Origin of the sequence: Pseudoalteromonas sp. McH1-42 (assembly GCF_022347845.1) — a bacterium.
Taxonomy (GTDB): domain Bacteria; phylum Pseudomonadota; class Gammaproteobacteria; order Enterobacterales; family Alteromonadaceae; genus Pseudoalteromonas; species Pseudoalteromonas rubra_D.
On the sequence record NZ_JAKRFU010000032.1, the window covers coordinates 52,518 to 67,430 of the forward strand.

Annotated in this window: 10 protein-coding genes; 6 read left to right on the forward strand and 4 right to left on the reverse strand. The window is 47.8% G+C overall.

Annotated elements, in window-relative coordinates; translation table 11 throughout:
• Positions 1-35: 35 nt before the first annotated feature.
• Together MHN31_RS22170 and MHN31_RS22175 are read right to left on the reverse strand one after the other, a co-directional pair.
• A complete protein-coding gene (locus tag MHN31_RS22170; protein ID WP_194867941.1) occupies positions 36-3,335 on the reverse strand; it encodes a glycosyl hydrolase in 3,300 nt (1,099 codons plus the stop codon).
• 407 nt (positions 3,336-3,742) lie between these two features.
• Entirely contained in the window at positions 3,743-4,384 is a 642-nt protein-coding gene (locus MHN31_RS22175; protein WP_239445349.1) for a LysE family translocator, read from the reverse strand.
• Between the two features lie 206 nt (positions 4,385-4,590).
• Between MHN31_RS22175 and MHN31_RS22180 the strand changes: the two genes are divergently transcribed.
• Entirely contained in the window at positions 4,591-6,918 is a 2,328-nt protein-coding gene (locus tag MHN31_RS22180) for a TonB-dependent receptor (RefSeq protein ID WP_125562810.1), read from the forward strand.
• 49 nt (positions 6,919-6,967) lie between these two features.
• Here the strand turns inward: MHN31_RS22180 and MHN31_RS22185 are convergent, their stop codons facing one another.
• Positions 6,968-7,321, reverse strand: coding sequence for a GFA family protein (locus MHN31_RS22185; RefSeq protein ID WP_125562812.1), 354 nt, complete (start codon positions 7,319-7,321; stop codon positions 6,968-6,970).
• Between the two features lie 137 nt (positions 7,322-7,458).
• Here MHN31_RS22185 and MHN31_RS22190 point away from each other — a divergent pair, with 137 nt between their 5' ends.
• The 5 genes from MHN31_RS22190 to MHN31_RS22210 all read left to right on the forward strand — a co-directional run bounded on the left by MHN31_RS22190 (position 7,459) and on the right by MHN31_RS22210 (position 14,240).
• Complete coding sequence (locus MHN31_RS22190; protein WP_194867945.1) at positions 7,459-8,076, forward strand: response regulator transcription factor; 618 nt, start codon at positions 7,459-7,461, stop codon at positions 8,074-8,076.
• 134 nt (positions 8,077-8,210) lie between these two features.
• Complete coding sequence (locus MHN31_RS22195) at positions 8,211-10,331, forward strand: dockerin type I domain-containing protein (protein ID WP_239445350.1); 2,121 nt, start codon at positions 8,211-8,213, stop codon at positions 10,329-10,331.
• 59 nt (positions 10,332-10,390) lie between these two features.
• A complete protein-coding gene (locus MHN31_RS22200) occupies positions 10,391-11,032 on the forward strand; it encodes a cohesin domain-containing protein (RefSeq protein WP_239445351.1) in 642 nt (213 codons plus the stop codon).
• A gap of 402 nt (positions 11,033-11,434) precedes the next feature.
• The gene (locus MHN31_RS22205; protein WP_239445352.1) at positions 11,435-13,534 is read left to right on the forward strand and encodes a hypothetical protein; all 2,100 of its coding nucleotides are present in this window, start codon (positions 11,435-11,437) and stop codon (positions 13,532-13,534) included.
• Between the two features lie 61 nt (positions 13,535-13,595).
• A complete protein-coding gene (locus MHN31_RS22210; protein WP_239445353.1) occupies positions 13,596-14,240 on the forward strand; it encodes a cohesin domain-containing protein in 645 nt (214 codons plus the stop codon).
• A gap of 25 nt (positions 14,241-14,265) precedes the next feature.
• On the opposite strand, the gene MHN31_RS22215 is transcribed toward MHN31_RS22210, so the two are convergent.
• A complete protein-coding gene (locus tag MHN31_RS22215) occupies positions 14,266-14,517 on the reverse strand; it encodes a TIGR03643 family protein (protein ID WP_138538598.1) in 252 nt (83 codons plus the stop codon).
• Positions 14,518-14,913: the final 396 nt, after the last annotated feature.

The window sequence follows — 14,913 nt, forward strand, 5'->3', positions numbered from 1 at the left end:
AGCCCTTTTCTTCGTTTTCTAAATGTAGTGACAGATTAAATCTTTGGCAATGACTGACCTGGGACCCAAGGTGCCCCTTTGGCTTGCAATTGCTGCTCAAACGCAGGAATAGTCTCGCTCAGAATAGTCTGCAGTTCATTGCGGATCGCTCTGAGTTCTTCCGTTGCCAGATCCACACTAGTACGAATAGCAGGGGTCGGACCGTACGTCGAGTAACTGGTGCCAATCAGTGCGTGGAACAAACGGTCACCTACTGTGGCCTCGTCATTCCAGGCACCCACCTGGTTTTTAGCAGGGTTACCATTCAGGCGGCTATCCAGTGCCAGTAACTGGCTGCGGATAGTCGCAAACTGGCTATCAAACTCACCAGGGGCGACTGAGGTACGATCCAGCGACTGTTCAAGCATATCCAGTCGCTTCACGGCTTTACCCAATGCCTGACCAGTAGCGCTGGCTACGCGCTGTACATTAGCCAACTCTTTCCAGAATGCGGCCACTTTTTCGCCATCAATGGCCTTTAGGGCATTACGCTGGTGCAGCTGCACCACTTTAAAGGTTTGTGGTGCCTCTAATTGGGTGATTTGGCCATCAACCTCTTTGCTCATGCTAACGCTGTAAGTGCCCGGCGTCACAAGTGGGCCTTGCGGGTCAGGTGAGAAATAATTGCCCTGTACGCCTATGGCCTGATGCGCAGGCCAACGCAGATCCCAGTTAACCCGATGCAGGCCTTTTTTGGCCTTACCCTGTACCTTACGGATCACATTACCCTGCTCATCACGAATAGTGAACCAAATGGCAGGTTGCTGTTGACGCACCTCAGCTTCAAGTTTTTCCCATGCTGGTACACCCACCGACTTATCGTCTTCTTTCAGTGCTTTTTCTGTTGCCTGGCGCTGTGCCTTGAGACTCTTGATGTCGTCTTTCAGATAGTAGGTAAAGGTGGCGCCAAAATCCGGATTCGGTGCACGGTATTTGTTACCACCCTGAGTGCCCACTTCACCACCACCGAGCGGGCTGCGCTCGATATACCATAGCGCATCACGGGTTGGGAATAGTAAAGATCCCTGCTCCAGCTTGTCTTCTGACAGGTTACGCAACGCCCGATAGTCATCCAGAACAAAGAAACCCCGGCCAAAGCTGGCCCCCACCAGGTCATTTTCACGACGCTGGATAGCCAAGTCGCGGAACGAAATCGTCGGAACATTACCCGTCAGCTCCACCCAACGCTTACCGCCATCGACAGTAAAGAACAAACCAAATTCAGTCCCAGCGAACAGCAGATCCGGGTCGACATGATCTTGTACTACACGCCAAACCAGGTGCTTGTCAGGTAAATTGCTAGCAATTGACTTCCAGGACTTACCACGGTTAGTACTTTTTAGTAAGTAAGGCTTATAGTCGCCGAACTTGTGGTTATCCAGCGCAATATAAACCGTGTCAGGATCGAACAAGTCGGCTTTGATGTCATTGATAAATGCCGTATTTGGTACCTTAGGCAATCGCTTAACATCCACTTTACGCCAGGACTTACCCCCATTTTCAGTGATCTGAATATGGCCATCGTCGGTACCGGCATACAGCAGACCTTCCACCAGGGGAGATTCAGACAAGGATGTAATAGTGCTGTATTGTGACATCGCAAACATGTCCCAGGCACCATCCCAGCCCTGCTTACCACCCATGATAGGCTGATGAATTCGTTCTCGATTCTTAGTCAGATCACCCGAGATAGGTGTCCAGCTGTCACCACGGTCTTCCGACTGCCAAACCCTATGTGAGGCAAAGTACAACCGTGAAGGTTTGTGTGGACTAACCAGAATGGGGGCATCCCAGTTAAAGCGTTCAGGCTTTTCCCCCTTACCCGGCTGAGGCTTAATATAAACTATCTCACCTGTGGTGCGATCGTAGCGGGTCAGGTTGCCCTGCTGCCATTGCGCATACACAATATCCGGGTTACCCGGCTCTGTGGCTGGCTGGTGACCATCACCAAACAACACCACTTTCCAGTCAGTGTTGAGAATACCGTGGCTGTTTAGAGTACGAGACGGGCCACCCTGTGTATTATTGTCCTGTGTCCCACCGTAAATATTGTAAAACGGCTTATCGTCATCCAGCGCCAGCTTATAGTACTGAGTCACCGGCAGATTTTCGTGGTAGCGCCAGTGCACACCACTGTCGAAGCTTTCATATAAACCACCGTCGGACCCCACCATCATGTAGTTCTTATCACCGGCAATAAATTCCATGGCATGGTTATCACCATGCTTATCCTTTTCTTCCATCCGTTTAAAAGATTTGCCACCGTCTTTGGACTCATGCAAACGTACACCAGCCAGGTAGATATGATCAAAATGGTGAGGGCTGGCGTAGAGTTCCTGATAGTAATGTGGTCCGGTACCACCAGCAACGGCATCGGCTCCTTTAACCCAAGACGCACCCCGATCAGCCGAACGATACACGGCGCCTGTACGGCGATTCAATTCAATGGCGGCGTACACGACATCCGGGTCTATTGGGGAAACTTCAAGGCCTATCTTGCCCATTTCTCCTTTCGGTAACCCTTGCGCCAACTTTTGCCAGGTTTTGCCACCATCTGTGGATTTATGTAAGCCGGAACCCGGACCACCGCCATAATAGGCAGCGACGGTACGGTGCCGTTGCCAGGTAGCAGCATACAATACGTTAGGATCACGTGGGTCGATGGCCACATCGGTCACGCCGGTCCAGTCATTATCACCCAGCACTTTATCCCAGGTTTTTCCGCCATCGGTGGTTTTGTACAGACCACGTTGACCACCTTTGCTCCACAGTGGGCCCTGTGCAGCAACCCAGAGTGTATTTGAGTCCGTTGGATGTACAATGATCTCAGAAATATGACCGGAGTTTTTCAGCCCCATATTGGTCCAGTTTGCGCCACCATCATGGCTGACATAGATACCATCACCAAAGCTGACATGGCGACCGCCGACGTTTTCACCCGTGCCTACCCAAACGGTATTACTATTATTTGGGTCCAACACTACTGCACCGATTGAGTAAACGGGCTGATCATCAAAAACGGGTTGCCAGGTCACGCCTGCATTATGCGTTTTCCATACTCCGCCGGAGCCAACCCCTACATACCAGACACTAGTATCTTGGGGATCAATGGCGATATCAGCAATACGACCTGACATAAAGCCAGGGCCAATATTTCTCAGCTCTAACCCTTTAAAAGTGGCTGCAGAGAGTACCCCTTCGTCTCCTTTGGCAGCTAGCCCAGGTAAGCTACAGAGCGCAGTGGCTGCACCGAACAATGCGATACGCATAGTGCGGCCAAGTTTTAGTTGATGCATACATTTTCCCTATTTTTATTTTTGGATTACCCAGAGTGTTACAACATAACACTTTGAGAAACTTATTAACCGTATGTTACTTCCTTGATTGGTGCAATAAGTGTGCGTTGGCGCTCAAATAAAACGCGATAAAAGCCCGAGGCAAGAAACCTAAAGGTTAGTTCTATACAACAAAATGGTATTTATAGGCATGATTTAACTAGAAAAGTAACTCTTATAGGGAAAGTGCGCATTATATTGGGCCAAGTCTATCTTAGCAGCTTCTTGCTGCCCCTCTCAGATTCGGTAGCGCCTGGTGCGACCGATTTTGTAAATTACTGTTAATTAGTCCGAGCAATGGCTCAGCAGCGCCTGAATGGTTGAACTCCGCATACCCGAACAAAGACAGGTATTAGTACGGGCACACTCTAAACACCAGCTGGCTGCTTTTGTTTCATCAAGGCTACAGCCAGACCAGAGGCGATAAATGTCGCACCGGCTCCCACGTTCAGGCCCAACACAAAACGAGGTTTCTGTTGTAACCACACCGATAAATGCGATGAAAAAATCCCCATCAGTGCAAACCCAGCCGCTGTCAGCAAAGCGAACCAGACACCGTAGCCGAGCATCTGAGTTGTTACTGAGCCCAATTCAGGGTTCACAAACTGCGGCACAAACGCCAGCACAAAAATACCCGGCTTAGGGTTTAGTGCGGCAGATAAAAAACCCGTTGAGAAGATTCGTAGCAATGGCTGAGCTGGCGCATCGTGCAGCGAAAACAACTGGCGGGTCCGGAGCACCTTCACACCCAGCCAAATAAGGTAAGCCGCGCCAACCAGCTTGACCGCATAAAAGGCTATCTCCGAGGTTTGGATCAGCAAAGTCAGGCCAAAGGTTGCAGCCAGAACATGAAACAAGATCCCGGCACCTGACGATAGCCCGGACACAATGGCCGCCAGCCGCCCCTGACTCAAACCGCGCGCTATCGCCAATAAATTGTCTGGTCCCGGTGAGATCACTAATAGCAGGCATGCCAGGGTGTAGGTCAGGAAAACATCAAGAGGAAACATACAAGCTCCTTATCGTGGGTGTTTACTGAGCCTATATCTTATCGGGACATCGCGTCAATCGATTACATATCAACCAGAGAAAGAAAAAGCCTATTTGGGTCCATATACGCAAATGATATTGGATATCATTTGTATTTTTAGAATAATCCAGTATTATTCCCGGGAAAAATTATTTATAACTCTCTTACTCTCTGGAAGCGTGACGTATGAAACTGAATATTTTGGCTAAATCTGTCGGATTGGCGCTGATCTCTGCCGCCACGGCATCAACTTCAGCCATTGCAGACGAAGCAAAAGAACTGGATGTTATCGTAGTACAAGGTCAGAAGATTGACCGTACTTTGCAGGAAACCCCAAGTAGTGTTGCGGTTGTTACCAGCAAAGATATGGAAAAGAATAACTTGCAGAATATCAATGATGTATTTGCAATGATGCCAAATGTCGCCGGTGACTTTAACCAGGGTTTCAGTATCCGTGGCGTCGATTCATTCTCAGTGTCCGGTGGGGGTAACAGCTTTTTGACCAGTATGTACCTGGATGGTGCACCACTGCCGTTTCGCATGGTAAAAAGCGGCGGTTTGTCTGTGTGGGATCTGGCACAGGTTGAAGTATTCCGTGGTCCACAATCAACCCTACAAGGGCGCAACGCGCTGGCGGGTGCCATCATGATGCGCTCACAAGACCCAACTTATGAACCAAGTGCAAAGCTAAAAGCAACGGTGGGTCAACATGGCCAGCAAGAGTATGCCTTTGCCGGGGGCATGGGTCTGGTAGAAGACATGCTGGCATTCAGAGTAAGCTACGAAGACAAGCAAACCGATGGTGACATAGACAACATCACCCGGGGTGACACGGCAAATTTTGAAAACAGCGAAACATTACGTGCCAAACTACTATTTGAGCCAAACGACGATGTTGATGTCTTGTTCACGTATACCAACAATGACAACCGCTTTGGTGCTCAGTTCGCCCTGTATGACTTCGGTGGCACACCTTTTGACCGTCAGGTTGATTTCAACTCACCAATTTGGGAAGAAACTAAAACCGACATTTATAACCTGGAGGTAAGCTGGGATCTCAACGATACAACGTCGCTACACTCAGTCACAACCTATAACGAGTCTGACTATCGCTACAACTGGGATGGCGATATGCAGCCTACCCAGCTTGTAAAAGATAACTATGACCACCGTGTCGATGAAACCTTCAGCCAGGAATTCAGAGTAACCTATGAATCGGATGCAATTCAGGCTGCATTTGGTATTTATGCGTCACAAGTCGACGTGGATGATAAAGCACAAGGTCAGCGTTTGATGACCCTGGAACAAGCGGTCAGAGCACCCGATCTGGTTACAGCAGTAACAGGCCTGCTAATGCAACAAGGCCTGCCTGCCGAAATGGCAGCACAAACAGCGGCAGCGGTTGCCCCATTCTACCCAGATATTGACCCAATTAATCTTGAGCTCAATTATGGCCTGACTCAGAAGATCAAAACAGCCGCGATTTATGGCGACCTGACCTGGTCTGTTACAGAGCAAATTGACCTGCTAGCCGGGCTGCGCTATGACACTGAAGAGCAAACTAATAGTGCCAATAATGCCTACAAAATCAATAACCCAATGCCAGATCCAGCTCAGGTTCCGGCACAAATTGCACCAGTTATTACTGGCATCAATGCCTACCTGCACGGCTTTGCAGAAGCCGCTTCTGGTGTAGAGCCTGCAACCAAAGAAGACTTCAGCGCGTGGTTGCCAAAACTAGGTGCCACCTATCACTTTAACCAGGATATGTCGACCAGCTTCATCTACCAAAAAGGTTATCGCTCTGGTGGGGTAGGATTTAACGTCGCACGCTCAAATATTTTCAGCTACGACCCTGAATACACCAACAACTATGAGCTGTCTTTGCGCTCTGTGTGGCTGGATGGCAAGCTGGTAGTCAATGCCAATGCCTTCTTACTGAAATGGCAAGATCAGCAGGTCATCAAGCGTTACTCTTCATCACCGTATGACACAGAAACCATCAATGCCGCAGAATCAGAAGTGAAAGGGTTTGAGACCGAAGTCTTCTACTACCCAAGTAACAACTGGTCTGTGACTGCAGGTGTGGGACTGGCAAAATCTGAATTTACGGATTTTGGCCACCTGACCGGGCGTGCGTTTGAAGATGCGCCTGAACTCACGGCAAATCTGGCGACTAATTACACCTTTGATAATGGCTTCTATGTGAATGTCAACGCCAAGTACACTGATTCAAGTACCGCATACCTGGATCCTGCCGCATCCCTGACCGCAGAAAAGTATGCGATTAATTCAGATCCAGTCAATGATCAACATACGATAGTGAATACGCAGCTGGGCTACAACTGGGATAACTACACCGTGCGCCTGGATGTGAGAAACCTGTTCGATAAAGACTATATCAGCACCTACTTTAAAGATGCCGATAATCAGGGTAACCCGTTCACCAGCTACGGCCAGATGTACCTTGGTAAATCTCGTCAGGTGTCATTAACACTGCAGATGGATTTCTAAACGTTTACAAACACCCATTTTTAAAAAGTCGCCATCGGGCGGCTTTTTATTACAACTGATTTTTGCCATCAAATTCAATAATCGAAAGCAAGCGCGGCTCCAGTCCATCTACACAACCTAAGTTCACTCGATAAGTACCCGGTTCATAAGTTGTGTCATGAAATGGGTAAATCCCACACACCTTGCAAAAATAATGATTCACATCACAATCTCCCCAATGGTAAGTACTTAGCTGTGCTTTACCTGATAACAGTAAAAACACGTCTGATGTGAAGCTTTGCTTTGACATAATGGCGTTTTTTCTAATGCACACAGAGCAATTGCATTGTAGTGCCTCTGTGATCTGTTCGCTTTCAAACTCAAATTGCACTGCTTTACAGTGGCAGCTTCCCGTATATTTCATTGTTTTTCCTTATATCATCCACAAACACTGTATATAAACACATGAAAAAGTAAAAGGGAATATTGCTCGGTGTGTTACAATTGGCCTAAAAAACTTTTGATTCCCTTATCTATCATAAAGTTAAAACATGGATGTGTATGAAAATCATTGTTGCCGACGATCACCATATTGTCAGGCAGGGATTGCTTGCTCTTTTTCAAAAAGCGCAAATTGGCACCATCATTGCCGATACCGATTCAGGCGAACAGGCATGGGCTCTGATCCGCTTACATGAACCTGATATTGCCATTTTGGATATCACCATAGGCAACATAAGCGGGCTGAGTATCTGTCACCGCATACAGGCACATGAACTGAAAACACGGGTGATCTTCCTTACCGAGCATAAAGATATCAAAGTCATCGATCATGCCCTTGAGGCAGGGGCATCGGGTTACTTGCTCAAAAACGATACCTTTGCCACTTTGGTTGATGCCATGCAGGCCGTATATCTTGGTAAGGGTTACATCAGCCCCGCCAATAAAAAACAGCTTCATCATTACCGCACCAACAAATCTGATTTTGAGATCACATTCAGAGAAAAAGAAATAATCCGCCACATTGCTCAAGGACAGACCAATAAAGAGATTGGCGAAGCCCTGTGTATTTCGGCTAAAACGGTGGATGCACATCGTACCCGGGTTATGAAAAAGCTTGGGTTCAATAAAGCAGCCCAGTTAGTGCGCTTCGCGCTGAAAGAAGGCATTTGCTTCTGATCTATTCTGCCAATTTAGGTACCTTAATAAGGTAAATACCCTATACCCTTTTTGTCATCGTGCCTCTAAGATAAGCCCGCGCAAACAAAGTGTTGAAGGATCCTCAACAATTTCAAATAATTAAGGACAAAAAAATGCACACTCATTTAACCTCGCTCGCTAAACGTATTAAACAGCAGGTCAGCCTGCCTCTTACCAAGTCTCCCTCAATGCTGCTAGTCGCTGCACTCTGCCTGCCATTAACAGCCTTAGCCCAAACTACCACTCAAGCCAGTGACCCCATGCAACTCAACTCAACCAGCAGTAGTTACTCAAAAGGAGCTGCTGCGACGCAGCTAAAAGATGACAGTTATATTGTGACCTGGGTAGGCTCTACTTCCAACGGTGAGTACAGCAGAATATTTGCAAGACACTACCATATGGATGGTACACCCAAAGGTGAGCGCTTTATTGTGAACTCTCTTGCCTCCGCCAATGAACTCCCGGGTATAGTTAGTTTGGAAGACGGGGGATATGCCATCTCATGGCAACATAGTTATGACGATCTTCAGGGCTATACCCGTTTAAAATCCCTGGTAAAACGATTTAACGCACAAAGTCAGCCAGTCAGCTCAGAATTCGAAGTTGTATCAGATAAAACGCTCTACAAGACCAAGTCCGAGTTGGCGGCACTGACGAATGGTGGCATGGTCGTTGCTTTGATCCTTGGTTCAGATTCAGATGTCTATGTGAAGCTCTACGACGCAGACAACCGCAGCCAGGGAAGCTTTATCAGGGTACCACTTCCGAACTATACGAGGGCGAGCAAAGTAAAAATTACCGAGCTTGATACAGGCTTTGTTGTTACCTGGTTAAGCAGCAGCGGAAACCGCTACAACATTCACGGTCAACGCTACAATCAGTCCGGAGAAACCGATGGCGCAATGCTCACCTTCGCTGAAGGACTTTCTTCTATCAACTATAGCACTGAAACTTTGAGCAATAGTGACGTTCTCATCAGTTGGCAAGAATTGCAAGAAGACGGCCACATATACGCAAAAAGATACAATCCCAGTACTGAAACTATAACAGAGGCATTTGTTGTAAATACCAGCCCGATAGTTAAAAAACCGTCCTCTATTAATCCATCAGCGGTACAAACGGCCCCCTCTGTTACGGGACTTGAGAATGGAAACTACCTCATAAGCTGGTTTAGCGACACCCCAAACAGCAACGGTGTTATTTATGCCCAGATGTTCAACGCACAAAACGAACGGGAAGGTGAGGAATTTCAAGTCTTTGCCAGTAACAGTACGGCCACCAGCGCTTCCTTTGTTGAATCTCTCAATGCTGAGAAGGTTTTAATAGGTTGGACACAGGCATCTGTCGAGACGAGTAACTTTGATATCTTCACTCAGCAATATCAATATGCCGGATCAGTAGCACAGTCGCTGGAGCTGGGGATGCCGACTGGCACAATATTAGAAGGCGATACCGTGCACCTGCCAATCAAGGTACAGGGCGATAATATCTACGGCCTCGATGCCATCGTCAGTCTCAGCGACACCATCAAAGCCCGCGTCTCGGGCGGGGATTATGGCGAGTTTTTACCCTCCGATGAGCGTCTATCCGTGCCCATGGGTATCAGCGACAATCAGTGGGATGGTGCACTGGCGCTGATGGCCCCGGCCACCACCAAATCCGGCGAAGGTGACTTTGCCACTGTCACTCTGATTGCCGAGCAAGCCGGTACGGTGAACCTCACCTTGCAAGCACAAATGACCGACCAGCAAGGCAACTACCTGAACCAGAGCAATACCGACTATACATTGTCCATCGAAGAGTCTGTGACTTTAACTGGCAATGTTGCCGACTTAGGCATTGCTGGTGACTTTATTTACGTCACCCTCACTATCAACGGACAGCGCGTCACCATTAACCCGGATGGCAGTTTCTCCGTGCGCGTCGGCCTGGGCGAGGTCACGATGTCTCTGAGTGCACCGGGCCACCTTACGGCCGAGAAACAGATCACGCTGACAGCGGGTCAGGCTGACATTGACTTCGGCCAGCTCCCATTAGCTGGTGGTGACAGCAATGGCGATAACGTCATCGACATTGCTGACCTGACCCAGTTATTGGGTGCCTATCGCTCAGTGGATGGCCAACACAATGGCTATGTGATGGCGGCTGACTTTAATCGCGACGGCGCAATTAACCTGCAGGATTTAACCCTGCTGGGTGCCAACTTTGGCAAACAAGGACCACAAAGCTGGTAACACTACCTAAGAGGCTGCTGCGTTGCAGCCTCATTTACTTATTTATAGGGAGTAAAAGCATGAAATATATAATGTATATTGCCACGTTGCTAATGAGCATCAGTGCGCTTGCAGAGCCAGGGCGTATTTATCTACAGACCGCTAACCCACAAATTAAAACCGGCAGCGAATTTTATGTCGATGTGATGGTGGCAGATCTGCCTGATGTCTACGGCGTGCAATTAACCCTGAACTACGACGCCAAATCCATCACCTTGGTAGATCAGGACACAAAAACCAAGGGGGCTCAGCTAGAGCACGGTAATTTTCTTAACGCTAACGGTCTGTATGTATTGCGAAATCAAGCGAATACACGACAAGGAACAATACAGTATATCGTTAGCCAGGTTGCACCAACAAAAAGCGCTGCGGGTAGTGGGCGCCTTGCCCGGCTGTATTTTAGTGGACCCGCGGACGCCACGGATACCGAGCTATCCATTCAGGTTGCTGAGTTTGGTACGCGAAGTGGAGAAAAATACGCGTACACACCTCATGCAGCTTTGAACCTGAGTTTTGATACCAACTACCAAATCCAGGCCAAACCCGGCATTGCGCTCAAAGCCTGGGGACTGGGATTAGCTGCATGCTTTTTACTGCTAGCATTGACGTCAACCCTGTTTCGCAGAAGCCGCTTAGAGACTATAGCTCAGCCAACAACTTAAGATGACCTGGTATCGAGTTTCATCTTGATTTAATCTCGCAGCCCGCTTTAGGTATAGAGGCACGCTACTTTTAGACATATACCCAAAGCGAGGCTAATCCATCAAGCTTTTCAGTTCGTGTCGGCCTGGACGAAGTCATTCTGCCGTTACGCTGACACGTTAGCAACACCAGAAACTCATCGATATTCAGAGCATTTGTTAAGTTAATACTAAATACCTAGTTAGCTTACGCATTCAGAACATTTAACACACGCTATTTAATGAATATATTCATCACTAACTTTTACCTCGCTAAAATTGTAATCCTTTCTTTTCATTATAATTATGATCATTTATCCTTGCAGCGTGCATACAAACTAGGCTCTAAAAAGAGACCAAACTATAATGTAAGGAAATAGTACTATGACACTTTTAAATACCCGCTCAAATACAACTCACCCGTCATCATCAATCAAAAAGTTTGCCCGCAATGCTGTCATGCTTGGCTTGCTTGGCCTGCCGTTACTCAGTAACGCGCAAGCACCTGTACAAGTTGGTGACCCATTTGTTGTCAATAATTGGAAGGACCAAACACAACGCTTCAATGAGACCGCCGTACTGAAAGACGGCAGTTATGTCACGATTTGGACCGGCAAAGACCCAATGTTTGGACAGGATCCGGTGTTCGCTCAACGCTTTAATGCAGATGGCACACTGGCTGGCACAGAGACTTATTTGAGCTACTCACCATCGCATCGCCACAACTCTGCTGCTATCAGCCCGCTCAATGACGGCGGCTATGCAACGGCTTGGGCGCGTTATAAAGACAATTCAACTGATTTAGTTATCCGCACCTTTGATGCGGACGGCACCCCAAGAATCGACGAATTAGTGATTAAATCTGTCCAGATGGACTTACTTGGCAGTCCGACAGTAACCACACTTAGCAACGGCGAATTTGTTGTGGCCTGGGCCCATGCCAATCCGATCGCAGCCAATAGCGACATCTATGCACAACGCTTTCTTGCCAATGGGACACCTGCCAGTGACGCATTTATTGTCTCCAATACCGTTGATTATGAGCAAAAACTTGTGTCGCTAACCGCATTAAGCGATGGCAAATTTATGGCCTCCTGGCATGGTCGAGGAATAGGTGATGACCACGGTGTGTTTATTCGTACATTCGCTGCTGATGGCACACCACTCACTGATGAAACCCTGGTCAATGACAATAGCGACGGCCAGCAGCAAACCGCAGCAATCGATACGCTGCCAGATGGTAGCGTTGTCGTGACCTGGGTAAGCTTAACAGCTGACAGCACAGACATTATGGTCAAACGTATGAATGCTGATGGTACGCCAGCTGGACAACAAACTATGGTAGATCAATCGACAGTTAACCTGTTCACCATCCCTTCAGTAGCTGCTCTGAGCGATGGCCGCTATGTGCTGTCCTGGCAGGGAGAAGACGATATTGCCAGCCCCTCTTATCTATATACCCGAGCGTATAACGCCAATGACACCGCAACCGGTGACAAAGTGACAATATCGAGTTTGCACTATGCTGGTGTACAAAATCAGGTAACCGCACTATCTGATAATGACTATATTATCCACTGGTCAGATGAAAATGTATTTACTAGCATGGACGTATTCGGCCAGCACATGACACTAAATGGTGGGCCTGCAACTGCACTGACACTCGAATTACCGCAAACCACAGTCCTTGAGGGGGATACAATTACCCTGCCACTCACTGTATCAGGCAGCGATATCTATGGTATTGATGCGTCAGTCCGTGTCAGTGCGATGTTCGATATGGCCCGCATCACCGGCGGTGAATATGGCGAGTTTTTACCGTCTGATGAACGCCTGTCGGTGCCCATGGGGATCAGTGACAAGCTTTGGGATGGTGCATTGGCTTTAATGGCCCCCGCCACAGCGAAAACAGGTGAAGGCCAGTTTGCCTCTATCCAGTTACTTGCAGAGCAAGCCGGTGTGATTGACCTGGTTGTCAACGCTAAAATGACTGACCAAGAGTCTAACTATTTACTGAACAATGAAACCACTTACTCTTTGATCATCAAAGAATCAGTGACCCTAACTGGAAACGTTGCAAACCTTGGCGTCACAGGTGACTACAGCAATGTTGTGCTTCGCATCAATGGTCAGCTCGTCACCATTAATCCAGATGGTAGTTTCTCGGTGCGCTCACCACTGGGCAACGTAACACTGTCACTTGAGGCACCCGGATACCTGAGTGCCGAGAAGCAACTCAACTTCTCAGCGGGTCAGGAAGACATCGACTTTGGACAGATTGAGCTCGTCGGCGGAGACAGCAACGGTGATAACCTCATTGATATTGCTGACTTGACGCAGCTACTGGGTGCTTATCGTACTAAAAAGTCAGACAACAACGGCTACGTTTCTGATGCAGATTTCAATGGAGACAATGAAATCAATATCCAGGACTTAACCTTAATGGGTGCCAACTTTGGCAAACAAGGGCCGCAAAGCTGGTAATACTCTTAATTAAAAAGGCCATAGCAATGCTATGGTCTTTGATGCTTATTGGGACAAAAAAATGATAAAGAGTTTGATGTTAAGCACCTCATTGCTGCTGAGTGTTGCCACCATGGCAACTGAAGGTAAGGTATTTCTTGAAACCTCTAACACACAAATCAAGACAACCAGCGAGTTCTATGTCGATGTGATGGTCAAAGACCTACCAGAGGTATATGGCGTGCAGCTATCGGTCAGCTATGATCCACAGACACTAACGCTCATTGACCAGAACCCAAAAATCGCAGGGGCACAACTTGAGCATGGCAACTTCCTGGATACAAAGCGCTTGTATACTTTGCGCAACCAGGCAACCCCCAAATCTAGAGAAGTACAATATATCGTCAGCCAGGTGGCCCCAGCTGAAAGCGCGTCAGGAGACGGGCGATTGGCGCGGCTTTACTTCTCAGCCCCGACAAACGCGACCAATACCGACATTTCTATCAAGCGCGTCGAATTCGGTACTCGACATGGTGAGAAACACATTTATCGAACAAACACCCCTCTCAACCTGAGTTTCGATGCACAATTTAGCCAACAAGAAAAACCCACTCCAGAGATGCCTGATTGGTTGTTGGTATTATCAGCCTTGTTACCAACCTCACTCATTGCATGGATTTTCTGGCGTAAGACAAAGTCTCAACGCAGGCCGGATCAGACGGCGTGAAGTCGATAGTTTAACAACCATACACTCATCGATGTTTATATTGTGTGGGGCAATACCCCCGAGACACAGAAGCCGGGCGTAGCTTGCTATGTTTAGTCACCCTGGCACTGACTCGTTGACGCCATAACCTAAAACTGGATGGCTTTAGATTATGGCGCATCAGCCGGATAACGGCTGATTCACTCAACCCAAACTGGTCTTCGATAGCTTCGAACGGTGTTCTATCCTCCCAGGCCATCTCGATGACTCGGGATAGGTCATGGCTACTTAATTGCATTGTTTTTCCCACGATATTTTCTCTAGTTATATCGCTGAGCAATACGCACTACAGAGCACCGCGGTTTAATTAAGCCTGCTTTTTTTTGCAATGGCCTGGATTAAGATTCTTGCTCTTTTGCACAACGGCCAGTCAACGTAAGTACTCACCATCAATCAATTTCATATTACCAAAGTGACCAGCGCATGGATCTCTAAAATGGCTCATTTCACCTTGCGCAAAGACCAAGCTAAAGCTTGACTTTGCACCACAATTCGCAAAAAAGAGATACTTAATCTCTGGCACGAGTGGGCACACCTCCATGTGAAGGGCTTCCGGCTAAACTTACTCAGCAGTAGTCAAAATGGCTCATTTCACCTTGCGCAAAGACCAAGCTAAAGCTTGACTTTGCACCAC